14 protein-coding genes are annotated in these 16196 nt (G+C 59.9%); 10 read left to right on the top strand and 4 right to left on the bottom strand.

What is annotated here, in order from left to right:
- Positions 1-216: 216 nt before the first annotated feature.
- Positions 217-1272: a biotin synthase BioB gene (gene bioB, locus ACZ3HH_RS10065; RefSeq protein WP_465804263.1), complete on the bottom strand. Its 1056-nt coding sequence runs from the start codon at positions 1270-1272 to the stop codon at positions 217-219.
- Positions 1273-1362: 90 nt separating this feature from the next.
- Between bioB and ACZ3HH_RS10060 the strand changes: the two genes are divergently transcribed.
- From ACZ3HH_RS10060 to rarD, 5 genes are all read left to right on the top strand, one after another.
- Positions 1363-2103, top strand: coding sequence for a ComF family protein (locus ACZ3HH_RS10060; protein WP_465804262.1), 741 nt, complete (start codon positions 1363-1365; stop codon positions 2101-2103).
- A 63-nt stretch (positions 2104-2166) separates the two neighbouring features.
- On the top strand, positions 2167-2931 hold the full coding sequence (locus ACZ3HH_RS10055) for a TOBE domain-containing protein (protein WP_465804261.1): 765 nt from the start codon (positions 2167-2169) through the stop codon (positions 2929-2931).
- A 90-nt stretch (positions 2932-3021) separates the two neighbouring features.
- Complete coding sequence (locus tag ACZ3HH_RS10050) at positions 3022-4923, top strand: PhoX family protein (protein WP_465804260.1); 1902 nt, start codon at positions 3022-3024, stop codon at positions 4921-4923.
- A 134-nt stretch (positions 4924-5057) separates the two neighbouring features.
- Positions 5058-6032: a serine/threonine protein kinase gene (locus tag ACZ3HH_RS10045; protein ID WP_465804259.1), complete on the top strand. Its 975-nt coding sequence runs from the start codon at positions 5058-5060 to the stop codon at positions 6030-6032.
- Between the two features lie 202 nt (positions 6033-6234).
- Positions 6235-7122, top strand: a complete 888-nt coding sequence (rarD, locus tag ACZ3HH_RS10040; RefSeq protein WP_465804258.1) for an EamA family transporter RarD — start codon at positions 6235-6237, stop codon at positions 7120-7122.
- Positions 7123-7337: 215 nt separating this feature from the next.
- Here the strand turns inward: rarD and ACZ3HH_RS10035 are convergent, their stop codons facing one another.
- Positions 7338-7856 (bottom strand): glycine cleavage system transcriptional repressor, encoded by a 519-nt coding sequence (locus ACZ3HH_RS10035; protein WP_052967399.1) that lies wholly within the window; start codon positions 7854-7856, stop codon positions 7338-7340.
- Positions 7857-8190: 334 nt separating this feature from the next.
- A complete protein-coding gene (locus tag ACZ3HH_RS10030) occupies positions 8191-8457 on the bottom strand; it encodes a hypothetical protein (protein ID WP_131816009.1) in 267 nt (88 codons plus the stop codon).
- Between ACZ3HH_RS10030 and ACZ3HH_RS10025 the strand changes: the two genes are divergently transcribed.
- On the top strand, positions 8440-10617 hold the full coding sequence (locus tag ACZ3HH_RS10025; protein WP_465804257.1) for a malate synthase G: 2178 nt from the start codon (positions 8440-8442) through the stop codon (positions 10615-10617). The genes ACZ3HH_RS10030 and ACZ3HH_RS10025 overlap by 18 nt on opposite strands.
- Before the next feature lie 232 nt (positions 10618-10849).
- Here the strand turns inward: ACZ3HH_RS10025 and ACZ3HH_RS10020 are convergent, their stop codons facing one another.
- The gene (locus ACZ3HH_RS10020; protein ID WP_465804256.1) at positions 10850-11296 is read right to left on the bottom strand and encodes a response regulator; all 447 of its coding nucleotides are present in this window, start codon (positions 11294-11296) and stop codon (positions 10850-10852) included.
- A gap of 251 nt (positions 11297-11547) precedes the next feature.
- On the opposite strand from ACZ3HH_RS10020, the gene ACZ3HH_RS10015 reads away from it, so the two are divergent.
- The 4 genes from ACZ3HH_RS10015 to ACZ3HH_RS10000 all read left to right on the top strand — a co-directional run bounded on the left by ACZ3HH_RS10015 (position 11548) and on the right by ACZ3HH_RS10000 (position 15956).
- Positions 11548-13488 (top strand): putative nucleotidyltransferase substrate binding domain-containing protein, encoded by a 1941-nt coding sequence (locus tag ACZ3HH_RS10015; RefSeq protein WP_465804255.1) that lies wholly within the window; start codon positions 11548-11550, stop codon positions 13486-13488.
- Positions 13485-14192, top strand: coding sequence for a 3'-5' exonuclease (locus tag ACZ3HH_RS10010; RefSeq protein WP_465804254.1), 708 nt, complete (start codon positions 13485-13487; stop codon positions 14190-14192). Before ACZ3HH_RS10015 ends, ACZ3HH_RS10010 begins: the two co-directional genes overlap by 4 nt.
- Before the next feature lie 274 nt (positions 14193-14466).
- Complete coding sequence (locus ACZ3HH_RS10005) at positions 14467-14985, top strand: RNA polymerase sigma factor (RefSeq protein ID WP_460144326.1); 519 nt, start codon at positions 14467-14469, stop codon at positions 14983-14985.
- Complete coding sequence (locus tag ACZ3HH_RS10000; RefSeq protein ID WP_465804253.1) at positions 14982-15956, top strand: FecR domain-containing protein; 975 nt, start codon at positions 14982-14984, stop codon at positions 15954-15956. The genes ACZ3HH_RS10005 and ACZ3HH_RS10000 overlap by 4 nt, the downstream gene beginning before the upstream one ends.
- Positions 15957-16196: the final 240 nt, after the last annotated feature.

Genomic DNA, 16196 nt, shown 5'->3' with positions numbered 1-16196 from the left:
CAATCTGATGCAGGAACAATGGACTTGGCTGGAAACCGAGTCGCGGCCATCGCGGGCAAGCCACGCTCCCACAGGTTCTACGCAGTTCCTTGTGGGAGCGAGCCTGCTCGCGATGAGGCCATGACTCCAACATCTATGTTGAATATCTAATTGCTATCGCGAGCAGGCTCGCTCCCACAGGGGTTTTGCATTCCTTCAGAGGAATCGGTGAAGGTTTCAGACAGCAGCGTTATAGAACTGCTCGCTGCTCTTCTGCTCCACCAGTGCCTGTTCGATGGCGGCCTGATGCACTTCGTCGGCGTGCTCTTCGCGCGCTTCCGGCAGGATGCCCAGACGCGAGAACAGCTGCATGTCCTTGTCCGCCTGCGGGTTGGCGGTGGTCAGCAGTTTTTCGCCGTAGAAAATCGAGTTGGCGCCGGCAAAGAACGCCAGGGCTTGCATCTGCTCGTTCATCGCTTCACGGCCGGCGGACAGACGCACGTGGGATTTCGGCATCAGGATGCGAGCGACAGCGAGCATGCGGATGAAGTCGAACGGGTCGACGTCGTCGGCATTTTCCAGCGGCGTACCGACAACTTTCACCAGCATGTTGATCGGCACCGATTCCGGATGCTCGGGCAGGTTGGCCAGCTGGATCAACAGGTTGGCGCGGTCGTCGAGGGACTCACCCATGCCGAGAATGCCGCCGGAGCAGATCTTCATCCCCGAATCACGCACGTAGGCCAGGGTTTGCAGGCGTTCGCTGTACGTACGGGTGGTGATGATGCTGCCGTAGAATTCCGGCGAGGTATCGAGGTTGTGGTTGTAGTAATCCAGGCCGGCTTCGGCCAGCGCGACGGTCTGATCCTGATCGAGACGACCGAGGGTCATGCAGGTTTCCAGGCCCATGGCTTTCACGCCTTTGACCATTTCCAACACGTAAGGCATGTCTTTGGCCGACGGGTGTTTCCACGCCGCGCCCATGCAGAAACGGGTCGAACCGATGGCCTTGGCACGAGCGGCCTCTTCGAGGACCTTCTGCACTTCCATCAGCTTTTCTTTTTCCAGGCCTGTGTTGTAGTGGCCGGACTGCGGACAATATTTGCAATCTTCAGGGCACGCACCGGTCTTGATCGACAGCAGCGTCGACACCTGAACGCGGTTGGCGTCGAAATGCGCGCGGTGCACCGTCTGCGCCTGAAACAGCAGGTCGTTGAATGGCTGAACGAAGAGAGCTTTGACTTCGGCCAAAGACCAATCATGACGCAGGGTTGCAGTGGTGCTGGCGCTCATGGGCGTTTCCTTGTTTATGCTTGGCAAGCGGCTGGGGAATGGAATACCCACAGACGCGACACGGATGTTCGGCATATTTAAGGAAGAGTGATGCGCTGTCAACCACGTTACGTAGGACCGGTTTACATCTGGTTAAACAATAACCAACACTGCTTACTTTGCAACGAAGCGGCCGAGGATATCAGGCCAATCTGTATGGCCTGCGAAACTGACCTGCCTTGGCTTGGCGATCACTGCCAAACATGCGCCCTGCCCTTACCGGCGGCGGGCCTGACGTGTGGCCAATGTTTAAAGCTACCACCGGCCTTCGAACGAGTCGCCGCACCCTGGACTTACAGCTTTCCTGTCGACAGTTTGATCACGCGCTTTAAGCACAGCGCGAAATGGCCATTTGGCCGCCTGCTCGCCGAACTTCTCGCTCAATTCCTGCAACATCGTTTTGATGAGGATCTGGACCGGCCCGAGGCGCTGATACCGGTACCTCTGGCCACCAAACGTCTGCGCCAGCGGGGTTTCAACCAGGCAGCGATGCTCGCCCGCTGGCTTAGCGTCAGCCTCGACATTCCTTGTGATGAAACGCTGTTGCTGAGAGTCCAGGACACCAGCGCGCAACAAGAGCTGAATGCCGACGCCCGTAAAAAGAACCTGCGCCACGCCTTTGCCCTGGCGCCCGCGGCCTCAATCAAGGGTCGCCACTTCGCTTTGATCGACGACGTGCTGACTACCGGCGCCACCGCCCAGGCCCTGGCTCGCTTGTTGAAGGATGCGGGGGCCGCGCGAGTCGATGTCTACTGCCTGGCCCGTACACCCAAACCTGGCGATGAGGGCTGACTTGACTCCCGCACCTCAAGCCGCCAACGTCCTATCCATCGTCACAGCCCAAAGCGTCTCGCCATGTCCTTGCCTACGTTGTTGTCCCAGCACATTGTCCGTCGCCCGCAGCGCATCGCGCTGCTGCAACACATCGCCGAACAAGGCTCAATCACCCGCGCCGCGAAAAGCGCGGGCCTGAGTTACAAAGCGGCGTGGGATGCCATCGACGAGCTGAACAACCTCGCGCAGAAACCGCTGGTGGAGCGCAGTGTCGGCGGCAAGGGCGGCGGTGGCGCCAAACTGTCCAGCGAAGGCGAGCGCGTGTTGCGTCTGTATCAAAAGCTGCAAGCCTTGCAGGCCCAGGTGCTGGAAGCTGCTGAAGAGGCCAGTGACCTGGACCTGCTCGGTCGCCTGATGCTCAGAACCAGCGCGCGCAATCAACTGCACGGCAAGGTCGTGGCGATCGATGCACAGGGACGCAACGACCGGATCCGTCTTGAACTGGCCGAAGGCTTGCGTATCGATGCGCAGATCACCCACGACAGCACTCTGCGTCTGGAACTGCAAGCCGGCACCGAAGTGGTGGCACTGATCAAGGCTGGCTGGCTGGAACTGCTGGCCATCGATCAAGCCGCGACGCCCGGCAACAATTGCCTGAAGGGCATGATCGAAGAAGTCCTCGACGCCGATGACGGCCCCAGCGAAGTGCGCATCGGCTTGCCTAATGGCCAGACACTTTGCGCCCTGGCCGAGCCTCTGCACTTGAAAACCCTCGAGCTTGCCGTTGATAAACCGGTGCTGGTGCAATTCGCGCCGTCCAACATCCTGCTGGGCACACCGCTCTAGATCAAACGACGAAAAATCAATGCAGCGGCTGCAACAAAACCTTCATCGATCACCATTAAGGTGACTGCAAAAACCCGCAGGGAGCCTGATGTGAGCTTATTAGAAGACAACCAACCCACCGACCTCGAAAAGATGGTTGGCCTCAGCCGTCGAGGCTTCATCAGCGCTGGCGCCCTCTGCGGTGCAGCGATGTTTCTCGGTGGCAATTTGCTGAGTCGCAGTGTGCTGGCCGCCAGCGTCAGCGCCGGCTCCAGCAAACTGTTGGGTTTCGCCAGCATCGCCGCCGCCACGACCGACGCCATTACCCTGCCGCCTGGCTACAAGTCTTCGGTTCTGATCAGTTGGGGGCAGCCATTGCAAAAAAATGGCCCGGCTTTCGACCCGAGCGGCAACGGCACGGCCCAGGCGCAGGAAGTCCAGTTCGGCGACAACAACGACGGCATGAGCTTGTTCGAATTCCCCGGTGACAAAGACCGGGCGCTGATGGCGATCAACAACGAATACACCAACTACCGTTACCTCTTCCCCCACGGCGGCACGCCGCAATCGGCAGAAGATGTGCGCAAGGCCCTGGCTTGTGAAGGCGTGTCGGTGATCGAAGTGCAGCGCAGGAACGGCCAATGGCAGTTCGTCCAGGGCTCGCGCTACAACCGGCGCATTCACGGTAACGCGCCGATCAGCCTGAGCGGTCCGGCGGCCGGTCACGAGTTGATGAAAACCAGCGCCGACAAACACGGCAAGAACGTCCTCGGCACCTTCCAGAATTGCGCCAATGGCAAGACGCCGTGGGGCACTTACCTCACCTGCGAAGAGAACTTCACCGACTGCTTCGGCAGCAGCAATGCCGAGCAGAAATTCGACGCCGCGCAAAAACGCTACGGCGCGGTGGCGGCCAGCAAAGACATCAACTGGCATCAACATGACCCGCGCTTCGATCTGGCGAAAAACCCCAATGAACTCAACCGCCACGGCTGGGTCGTGGAAATCGACCCGTTCGATCCGCAGTCGACGCCGGTCAAACGCACCGCGCTGGGCCGTTTCAAACATGAAAACGCCGCCCTGGCCGAAACCAACGACGGTCGCGCCGTGGTGTACATGGGCGACGACGAACGTGGCGAGTTCATCTATAAATTCGTCAGCCGCGACAAGATCAACCACAAAAACCCCAAAGCCAACCGCGACCTGCTGGATCACGGCACTTTATACGTGGCGCGTTTCGACGCGGGCGACGGCAACGCCGATCACCCGAAAGGCCAGGGTCAGTGGATCGAACTGACCCATGGCAAGAATGGCATCGATGCCAGCAGCGGTTTTGCCGACCAGGCCGAAGTGCTGATTCATGCACGCCTCGCCGCCAGCGTTGTGAGCGCCACGCGCATGGACCGTCCGGAATGGATCGTTGTCAGCCCCAAGGATGGCCAGGTTTATTGCACCCTGACCAACAACGCCAAACGTGGCGAAGAAGGCCAGCCGGTGGGCGGGCCGAACCCGCGCGAGAAAAACGTCTACGGGCAGATTCTGCGCTGGCGCACCGACCGCGACAATCACGGCTCGAAAAGCTTTGCCTGGGACCTGTTTGTGGTTGCCGGCAACCCGGGCGTCCACGCCGGTACGCCGAAGGGCGGTTCGTCGAACATTACCCCGCAGAACATGTTCAACAGTCCGGATGGCCTGGGCTTCGACAAGGACGGGCGCCTGTGGATTCTCACGGATGGCGATTCGAGCAACGCCGGTGACTTCGCGGGTATGGGCAATAACCAGATGCTCTGTGCCGACCCCGTAACGGGCGAGATCCGTCGTTTCATGGTCGGCCCGGTGGGCTGCGAGGTGACGGGGATCAGCTTCTCGCCGGATCAGAAAACCTTGTTTGTCGGGATTCAGCATCCGGGGGAAAACGGTGGGTCGACGTTCCCTGAGCATCTGCCCAATGGCAAGCCGCGGTCTTCGGTGATGGCGATTTCCCGCGAGGATGGCGGGATCGTCGGCGCCTGACAGGGCCTCTTCGCGGGCTTGCCCGCGAAGGCGTCGGTGCGAACAACACTTACCTCAACCCAACCACTAAAGAAGCCCCGTCTGCGCTACCATGCTTGGCCGGACGCGGCAGCCTGCTGCGCGCAGGAGTCAGCATGGCCCACCCGTTTGCAACGCTCACCCCAGACCTCGTGCTCGATGCCGTCGAAAGCATCGGCTTTCTCAGCGACGCACGCATTCTGGCGCTCAACAGCTACGAGAACCGTGTCTATCAGGTCGGCATCGAAGACTCTGAGCCGCTGATCGCCAAGTTCTACCGTCCGCAGCGCTGGACCAACGAAGCGATTCTCGAAGAGCATCAATTCACCTTCGAACTCGCCGAGTGCGACGTACCGGTGGTCGCGCCGATGATTCACAACGGTGCCAGCCTGCACGAACACAACGGTTTCCGTTTCACCCTGTTCCCCCGCCGTGGCGGCCGTGCGCCGGAGCCGGGCAATCTCGACCAGCTGTATCGCCTGGGCCAACTGCTGGGTCGCCTGCACGCGGTCGGTGCTACAAAACCGTTCGAACACCGTGAAGCGCTGGGGGTAAAGAACTTTGGTCAGGACTCGCTGACGACCCTGCTCGAAGGCAATTTCGTACCCAAAAGTTTGCTGCCGGCCTACGAGTCCGTGGCCCGCGACCTGCTCAAACGCGTCGAAGAGGTCTACAAGGCCACGCCGCACCAGAACATCCGCATGCATGGCGATTGCCACCCCGGCAACATGATGTGCCGCGACGAGATGTTCCACATCGTCGACCTCGACGACTGCCGCATGGGCCCGGCGGTGCAAGATATCTGGATGATGTTGGCGGGTGATCGTCAAGAATGTCTGGGACAGTTGTCGGAATTGATGGACGGCTACAACGAATTCCACGACTTCGACCCGCGGGAACTGGCGCTGATCGAACCGCTGCGTGCCTTGCGCCTGATGCACTACAGCGCCTGGCTCGCACGTCGCTGGGATGACCCGGCCTTCCCTCGCAGCTTTCCGTGGTTCGGCACTGAACGCTATTGGGGCGATCAGATATTGGCGCTGCGTGAGCAATTGGCTGCGCTTAATGAAGAACCGTTGAAATTGTTTTGAGTTCCCAGAGATCCTGTGGGAGCGAGCTTGCTCGCGATGACGGTGAAACATTCAGCACATCATTGACTGACATACCGCTATCGCGAGCAAGCTCGCTCCCACAGGTTTTGTGTTCACAAATGACCTACCTATTCAGTCAGGACATTCGTAAACAAATCTCCTTACAATCCCCTCTTTGTTAGCTGCCTAAGCAAGGATTCTCATGCAAGCCGCCAACCCGCGTCGCGGGTACATCCTGGGCCTGAGTGCCTACATCATCTGGGGCCTGTTCCCGATCTACTTCAAAGCCATCGCCAACGTACCCGCCGTGGAGATCATCATCCACCGAGTGCTTTGGTCTGCGCTGTTTGGTGCTTTGCTGTTGCTCGTCTGGAAGCATCCCGGCTGGTGGCGTGAGCTGCGTGAGAATCCGCGGCGGCTGGCAATCCTGGCCCTGAGCGGCACGTTGATCGCCGCCAACTGGCTGACCTACGTCTGGTCGGTGAACAACGGACGCATGCTTGAAGCCAGCCTCGGTTACTACATCAACCCGTTGGTAAACGTGCTGTTGGGAATGCTGATCCTCGGCGAACGGCTGCGGCGCATGCAATGGCTGGCGGTTGGTCTGGCGGCGGTCGGTGTTGCGCAGCAAGTGTGGCAAGTCGGCAGTCTGCCGTGGGTGTCGCTGGTACTGGCATTGACCTTCGGCTTCTACGGACTGATCCGCAAGCAGGCACCGGTCAAGGCGCTGCCGGGGCTGGTGGTGGAAACCTGGATGCTGGTGCCGATTGCCGTCGCTTGGCTGCTGTTCAATCCGACAGCGAGCAGTGCGCAAGCCGAATTCTGGACCACCTCTGAAGCCTGGTGGCTGGTGGCTGCAGGTCCGGTGACGCTGGTGCCGCTGGTGTGTTTCAACGCCGCCGCACGGCACTTGCCCTACACCACCCTCGGATTTCTCCAGTACCTGGCGCCGACGCTGGTGTTGTTGCAAGCCGTTCTGCTGTTTGGCGAGCACTTGTCGTCCAGCACGCTGGTGGCGTTCATCTTTATCTGGGCCGGTCTGGCAGTTTACAGCGTCGACGCGTGGATAAGCCTGCGCCGCCGCCGCTGATCAGAAAACGTACAAACCTCTACAGGCCACGTCTCCCGTGGCCTGCATCCATCCTTCCCAAGGTTATCCACAGTGTGATCCCCGGCGTTTGTGCGCAAGTCACTGAAACTGCTGGTTTTTTGATCAGATCCTGAAGAGCACCGGCCGACGTGGCCTGGCGAGGTGTCTCTACAGGTTATCCACAGGCAGGTGCACGTATAACTTGGATAACCTTTTCAGGGTTCGCTGCGCAGCACCAACTCGACCATCAGATCGTCCGCCAGGGTTTCCAGGCGCGATTGCAGCACCTCCAACGACAATGTCAGTGGCACCGCAAGAATCGCCTCGGCATGGAACAGCGGCTCGCTGCTCATGGGCGCCGGTCGAACTTCGGTCACCAATTGCTCCAGGTTCACGCCCTGCTCACTCAGCAGACGCGTAATGTCTCGCACAATGCCCGGACGATCATTGCCCACCAGCTCCATGGCAATCGGCTTCCAGGTGCAGGACTGCTCGATGCCACTTTCGGCGATCAGCACGCGGATCCCTTGATCCGCCAATCTCTGTAGGGCGTCTACCAGTTCGTCGTAGGCCTCGGCCGGCACACCCACCCGAAGAATCCCGGCGAACTGCCCGGCCATGCGCGACATGCGGCTCTCCAGCCAGTTGCCGCCGTGCTCGGCAATGCATTGAGCAATGCGCTCGACCTGCCCGGGCTTGTCTGGAGCAATTACAGTGAGTACGAGATGGTCCATGGCGCAGCCCTCTGGTCATGACTTTTGTTATAGAAAAACAAGTATAGGCAAGGGGCTGGTTGTGGCGAGGGGGCTTGCCCCCGTTCGGCTGCGCAGCAGTCGCAAAAATCAGCGAATGCGGTCTATCTGGATAAATGCAGGGGGCCGCTTCGCGTCCCAGCGGGAGCAAACTCCCTCGCCACAAAAGCAACGCCCCATAGCAGGGCACTGAAGATTATGTGTACAAGTTTTTATATTTAACTGGAACAATCCAATAGTTTTTTGAGAACATCCCGTTCCCCGACCTGACCGCAATGCGTCATGGGGTCGCAGAACGACGTAATTAGTCTAATTTTCACAACCGCAATTCATCATGTAGTATGCCGCAGCGCGCACTACATAACGCTGGATCGATGTCTGCCGCAGGTGCCGTCGCAACCCCTGAAAGCCCTGTCAGCAAGGCCGCAAAGCCGTTGATCGGATCGAACCCAGCCGCCAGCAATGGCATGTACTGGTAGATGGGTTTGTGGTTTAAATGGCCAGAGGCTTCATTGTTAAATTGAAGAGCTGAAAAGCGAAATAGCTGAGCAGAGTGAGGCAAGCAATGACTGAACACGTTCAAGTCGGTGGCCTGCAGGTCGCCAAAGTCCTGTTCGACTTCGTGAACAACGAAGCCATTCCCGGTACCGGCCTCACCGCCGACACGTTCTGGGCCGGTGCCGACAAGGTCATCCATGACCTGGCGCCGAAGAACAAAGCCCTACTCGCCAAACGCGATGATTTCCAGGCACGTATCGATGCCTGGCACCAGGCTCGTGCAGGTGTTGCGCACGATGCGGTGGCCTACAAAGCCTTCCTGCAAGACATCGGTTATCTGCTGCCAGAAGCGGCCGATTTCCAGGCAACGACACAAAACGTCGATGACGAAATCGCCCGCATGGCCGGCCCACAGTTGGTGGTACCGGTAATGAATGCGCGCTTCGCGCTCAACGCCTCGAACGCCCGCTGGGGTTCGCTGTATGACGCGCTCTACGGCACCGACGCCATCAGCGAAGCGGACGGCGCGGAAAAAGGCAAAGGCTACAACAAGGTTCGCGGCGACAAGGTCATCGCCTTCGCCCGCGCCTTCCTCGACGAAGCCGCGCCACTGGCAGCCGGCTCCCACGTCGACTCCACAGGCTACAAGATCATTGACGGCAAACTGGTGGTCGCCCTCAAAGGCGGAAGCAACACCGGCCTGCGCGATGATGCCCAACTGATCGGTTTCCACGGCGATACAGCCGCTCCAACCGCGATCCTGCTGAAGAACAACGGCCTGCACTTCGAAATCCAGGTCGACGCCAGCACCCCGGTCGGCCAGACCGATGCGGCCGGCGTCAAAGACATCCTGATGGAAGCCGCGCTGACCACCATCATGGACTGCGAAGACTCGGTCGCCGCGGTCGATGCCGATGACAAAGTGGTGATCTACCGCAACTGGCTCGGCCTGATGAAGGGCGATCTGTCGGAAGAAGTTTCCAAGGGCGGTCAGACCTTTACCCGCACCATGAACGCCGATCGCATCTATACCGCCCTCGATGGCAGCGAACTGAGCCTGCACGGTCGCTCGCTGTTGTTTGTGCGTAACGTCGGTCACCTGATGACTATCGACGCGATCCTCGATAAAGACGGCAACGAGGTACCGGAAGGTATTCTCGACGGTCTGGTGACTTGCCTCGCGGCGATCCACAGCCTCAACGGCAACAGCTCGCGCAAGAACAGCCGCACCGGCTCGGTCTATATCGTGAAGCCGAAGATGCACGGCCCGGAAGAAGCTGCGTTCACCAACGAGCTGTTCGGTCGCATCGAAGACGTCCTCGACTTGCCGCGCAACACCCTCAAAGTCGGGATCATGGACGAGGAGCGCCGTACCACGGTCAACCTCAAGGCCTGCATCAAGGCTGCCGCCGAGCGCGTGGTGTTCATCAACACTGGCTTCCTCGACCGTACCGGCGATGAAATCCATACCTCCATGGAAGCCGGCCCGATGGTGCGCAAGGCCGACATGAAGGCTGAGAAGTGGATCAGCGCCTACGAGAACTGGAACGTCGACATCGGCCTGAGCACCGGCCTGCAAGGTCGCGCCCAGATCGGTAAAGGCATGTGGGCCATGCCAGACTTGATGGCAGCGATGCTCGAACAGAAAATCGCTCACCCGATGGCCGGTGCCAACACTGCCTGGGTTCCATCGCCGACTGCCGCCGCGTTGCACGCGCTGCACTATCACAAGGTCGACGTGTTCGCCCGTCAGGCCGAACTGGCCAAACGTGCTCGCGCTTCGGTGGACGACATCCTGACCATCCCGCTGGCCGTCAATCCAGACTGGAGCACGGAGCAGATCAAGAACGAACTGGACAACAACGCCCAGGGTATTCTCGGTTACGTGGTGCGCTGGATCGACCAGGGTGTGGGTTGCTCGAAAGTGCCGGACATCAATGACGTCGGCCTGATGGAAGACCGTGCGACGCTGCGTATTTCCAGCCAACACATCGCCAACTGGCTGCGCCACGGCATCGTCACTGAAGATCAGGTCATGGAAAGCCTCAAGCGCATGGCGCCGGTGGTTGACCGTCAGAACGCCAGCGACCCACTGTACCGTCCGCTGGCACCGAACTTCGACAGCAACATCGCCTTCCAGGCGGCGGTCGAACTGGTGGTCGAAGGCACCAAACAGCCGAACGGCTACACCGAGCCGGTTCTGCACCGTCGTCGTCGCGAGTTCAAGGCTGCCAATGGCCTTTGAGTAAACGCTGACGCCGGACATGAAAAAGCCCTGATCGAAAGATCAGGGCTTTTTTGTTTGTGCATGCTACTTCTGTGGCGAGGGGGCTTGCCCCCGTTCGGCTGCGCAGCAGTCGTAAATCCTGTGTATGCGGTGTATCAGGCACATTGGGATTGCTGGATTTGGGGCTGCTTCGCAACCCAGCGGGAGCAAGCCCCCTCGCCACAAAAGCTGAGCAGCCTGGAGGTCCGCGCTACACATCAATCCCCAGCTCATGCTTGACCAATTCAAGCAGTTTGCCGCTATCGATGGGTTTGAGCAGAAAGTCCACCACATGCAAATGCATGGCTTCGATCGCATCTTTCACGTCAGCGTCGCCGGAGACGATGATGATCGGCAACGCCGCACGCGCCGAGTCTCGCACCTGGCGGATCAGTTCCAGGCCATCGACGTGCCCCATCCGCAGATCGGTAATCACCAACCCAATCGATGACTTCGTCTCCAGTAACTTGAGCGCCGCTTCGCCACTGGCCGCCGTCATGCAGTGAATGCCGTCCAGTCCCAGAATTTCCGACAGCAATTCCCTGGAGTCCTTATCGTCATCGACGATCAACACCCGCTGCGGCGGTAAGTCTGGTTCCAACATGACGGCACTGAGCGCTTCGCGCTCGGCATCACTCAAAATATCGTGGTCGGACATGGCTCTCTCAACGTTTTCGATTCGATCCCTGACACAGTGGTCAGACATCGCTCAGCAGACTTCAATGTGCACTTCGTCGGAAACATTTCCAATAGACAATGTAGGAGGTTTTTCCCACAGTTGTGTCAGACATTTCCCATATTACGGTCGCTGCACTGCCTACCTAGACTTACGTCCAATGGGCACCCTGCCCGCAGGGGCCGACCATGCCTGTAACGATCCGACACAACAATCAGAAAAAGACTGCGGTAATGGTTATGAGTAAAGCGGACGCCTTCACCCAGGCAGGGAAAACCGCGGTGTTGCAGAACATCCAGGGCACTTTGCAATTCCTACAGCGCTTCCCGCCGTTCAATCAGATGGAAAATGCCCACTTGGCCTATCTGGTCGAGCAATGTCAGCTGCGTTTTTATGGCCCCGGCGAAAGCATCATCAAACCTGCCGATGGCCCGGTTGAGCACTTCTACATCGTCAAACAGGGCCGGGTTGTGGGCGAACGTCCGCACACGGCCAAGGGCGGGACCGAAACCACCTTCGAAATTACCACCGGCGAGTGTTTCCCCCTCGCCGCGCTGTTGGGAGAGCGGGCGACTCGCACCGAACATCTGGCGGCCGAAGACACCTTTTGCCTACAGCTGAACAAGCTGGCGTTCATCAAACTGTTCGCACTTTCCAGCCCGTTTCGCGACTTTGCCCTACGCGGTGTCAGCAGTTTGCTGGATCAGGTCAACCAGCAAGTCCAGCAAAAAGCCGTGGAAACCCTCGGCACCCAGTACTCGCTCAATACCCGGTTGGGCGAATTGGCCATGCGTCACCCGGTGACCTGCAGCCCGATCACGCCTCTGCGTGAAGCCGTGACGCTGATGCACGATCAGCAAGTCGGCAGCATTGTGGTGGTCGATGAGCAAAAGGCGCCGCTGGGTATTTTCACCCTGCGCGACTTGCGACATGTGGTGGCCAACGGCACCAGCGATTTCAATGAAGCCATCGAAGGGCACATGACCCGGGCGCCGTTTTACCTGACGCCGGACCACAGCGCCTTCGACGCCGCGATTGCCATGACCGAGCGGCATATCGCCCACGTCTGCCTGGTCAAGGACCAGCGCCTGTGCGGCGTGGTCTCGGAGCGCGACCTGTTTTCCCTGCAAAGGGTCGATCTGGTGCATCTGGCGCGGACTATTCGCAGTGCCCAGAAGCTGGAAAACCTGGTGGTGATGCGCGGCGAAATAGGCCAATTGGTGGAGCGGATGCTGGCCCACGGCGCGTCCTCGACCCAGATCACCCACATCATCACCCTGCTCAATGACCACACCGTATGCCGGGTAATCGAATTGGTGCTCGCCGAGAAAGGTGACCCCGGCGTGCCATTCAGTTGGCTGTGTTTTGGCAGCGAAGGCCGCCGCGAGCAGACGCTTCACACCGATCAGGACAACGGCATTCTGTTCGAAGCCCGCGACGCGGCCCACGCCGCCGAGATTCGCGGCAAGTTGCTGCCCATCGCCCAACAGATCAATCAGAACCTGGCGCTGTGCGGCTTCAGCCTGTGCAAGGGCAATATCATGGCCGGTAATCCCGAGCTGTGTTTGTCCCGGGCCGAATGGGCGCGACGCTTTGCGGCGTTTATCCGCGAGGCGACACCGGAGAATCTGCTGGGGTCGAGCATCTATTTCGACCTGCGTGTGGTCTGGGGCGACGAGCGAGGCTGCGAGCAACTACGCCAAGGCATTCTCGATCAGGTCGGCGACAACCGCTTGTTCCAGCGGATGATGGCCGAAAACGCCCTGCGTAACCGCCCTCCCGTAGGCCGTTTCCGCGAATTCGTGCTGGCTCGCAAGAATGGCGAGAAAGCCACCCTCGACCTGAAACTCCAGGGCCTCACCCCTTTCGTCGACGGTGCTCGAGTGCTGGCCCTGGCCCACGGCATCGACACCAACAATACCTTGGAGCGCTTTCGCCAATTGGTGGACAAAGAGGTCATCGAACGGCTCGACGGCGCGGCGTACGAAGAGGCGTATCACTTCATCCAGCAAACCCGCATGCAGCAACATCAGCTACAGACCCGGGAGAATTTGCCCTACTCCAACCGCGTCGATCCCGACAGCCTCAATCATCTGGACCGACGCATCCTGCGTGAATCCCTGCGCCAGGCCCAACGCCTGCAAAGCAGCCTGACCCTGCGGTATCAGTTATGAGCCTGTTTTCATGGCTGCGGCCGGTAAGCCCCATTTTGCCCGGCGAACTGCAACAACGTCTGGAGCGCTTGCCTGCCGTGGCCGAGCTGGGCGATTGCAGCCTGCGCGAGCAACGCTGGGTGGTGCTCGACCTGGAAACCACCGGGCTGAACCTGAACAAGGATCGGCTGCTGTCCATCGGCGCGGTGGTGATCGAGGATGGGGCGATCGATTTCAGCCAGCAATTCGAGCGCACGTTGCAATGCACCGAACTCAAACTCGGCCCCAGCGTGTTGATTCATGGTCTGGGCCCGAGCGCCATTGCCGCCGGCAGCGACCCCGTGCAGGCCTTGCTCGAATTCATGGAGTTCGTCGGCGACAGTCCGGTGTTGGCGTTTCATGCGCCGTTCGACCAGCACATGCTGGGGCGTGCGCTGAAAGAACATCTGGGCTACAAGTTGCAGCATCCGTTTCTGGATGTGGCAGACATCGCGCCCCTGCTGTGCCCGCAGGCGCACTTTCGCGAAGCCGGGCTGGACGAGTGGATCGACTGGTTCAAGCTGGAGGTCTTCGAACGGCATAACGCCAGTGCCGATGCCTTGGCGACGGCGGAGCTGGTGCTGATTTTGTTCAGCCGGGCGCGGCAGCAGCAGATTCATAGCCCGTTGAATTTGCAGCAGCGGCTGAGTCAGTGGAAGCGGCGGCGGCAAGCGCCTTCGTTCTAGGCTGCACAAATCTCTGTGGCGAGGGAGCTTGCTCCCGCTGGGGCGCGCAGCGCCCCTAAAACCATTCACCACATTTCCCCAGACACACTGTGTTCGCTGATTTTGCGACTGCTTCGCAGCCGAGCGGGAGCAAGCTCCCTCGCCACAGGTTAGTGTTCGCCTTCGGACTTTGTGGTCGAAACCGCCCGACCAGCGCCAATTGCTTACCTCCCCCGCCTCTGCCACAATCGCGAACAATTCTCGTTACTTAACACTTCCCATTCGGTGATGTTGCGTGTCGTCAGTCCAAAGCCCTCACAGTGAGCTCGTTGGTGCGTTGTATCGCGACCATCGCGGTTGGCTATTGGCCTGGCTGCGGCGCAACGTAGCCTGCCCGCAACGGGCCGAAGACCTGAGCCAGGACACCTTCGTGCGCTTGCTGGGCCGTGATGAATTCAAGGAGCCTCGCGAACCCCGGGCGTTTCTGGTGGCGATCGCCAAGGGCCTGCTGTTCGACTATTTCCGCCGCGCCGCGCTGGAACAGGCCTACCTCACCGAGTTGATGCTGATCCCCGAAAGCGAACAACCGTCGGTGGAAGAACAGCAACTGATCCTCGAAGACCTCAAAGCCATCGACCGCCTGCTGGGCAAGCTCTCGAGCAAGGCCCGGGCGGCGTTTCTGTATAACCGTCTCGATGGCCTCGGCCACGCCGAAATCGCTCAGCGTCTGGGCGTGTCGGTGCCGCGTGTTCGCCAATACCTGGCGCAGGGCATTCGCCAATGCTACATCGCGTTGTACGGTGAGCCGGTATGAGCCCCGTCAGCTCCAAGCCCGTGTCGGCGCAAGTGCTGGATGCCGCGATTGCCTGGCAACTGTCGCTGGATCCCGGCAACGCGGTCGAGCGCGAAGCGTTCGCCAAATGGCACGCCGCCCATGAAGAACATGCTCGGGCCTGGCGTCAGTTGGGCATGCTCGACCAGCGTTTCAGCGTCGCCAATGGCCCGGCCCGCACAGCGTTGCTGCAATCGCGCGAAAGCATCCGGCGCCGGGTGCGCAAGCTCGGCAGCGGTCTGGCCAGCATTGTGGCGGTGATCGGCCTGGCACTGTTCGCCGGTGATCGTTATCTGCCCATCGACTATTGGCTGGCCGACCAGCGCACCGCCACCGGCGAGCAGCGCACTCTACGCCTGACCGACGGCACGCTGATCAACCTCAACACCCACAGCGCAGTGGATGTGCGCTTCGATGAGAAGCAGCGACTGATCGTCCTTCAGGAAGGGGAAATCCTCGTCGAAACCGGCCATGGCGATGCGCGGCCGTTTATTGTCGAGACCCGCGAAGGCAGCATGCGTGCATTGGGAACGCGGTTCCTGGTCAAGCGTGAAGACGAAGGCACGCGTCTGAGCGTATTGAAATCAGCGGTCGCCGCCCATCCCGAATCGAGCCCCGAAGAACAGATCCTGCGTGAAGGCCAGCAAGTGCTGATGCGCAGCAATGGCCTGGGCCCGATCATCACCCTCAACCTCGGCGCCGATGCCTGGACCCGCGGCATGCTGGTGGTGGACAACGCGCGGCTGGAGGATCTGCTCCAGGAGCTCGGCCGCTATCGTCGTGGGCATCTTGGCGTCACGCCGGAAGTGGCCGACCTGCGCATCACCGGCAGCTTCCCCTTGAACGATACCGACAAGGCGCTGAGCGCACTTTTACCGACCCTGCCGGTGCAGATCGAACAGCACACGCCATGGTGGGTAACGGTCGCGGCGACGTCTGAGGCCAAGCCCTAAAAGGTGCTGCGCCTGATCCGCCGCCTTCGCGGCGGTGCGGCGATCCGACAAGCCCGCTCCCACAGGTTTTGTGTCGTTCACAGAACTCCCGCTCGACACAAAACCTGTGGGAGCGTGGCTTGCCCGCGAAGAGGCCAGCAGCCACACCGCACATCACGTATCGAAATTATTTTCATCTTGCCCTATCACTTTTGGATTCTCGTCCGGCACCTAGGCAATTGAGAAATATTTCCATTCAGG

The organism is Pseudomonas sp. PME37.24/025 (genome assembly GCF_055556615.1).
Note: the sequence above shows the minus strand (reverse complement) of the source record. Positions and strands in the feature narration are given on the sequence as shown.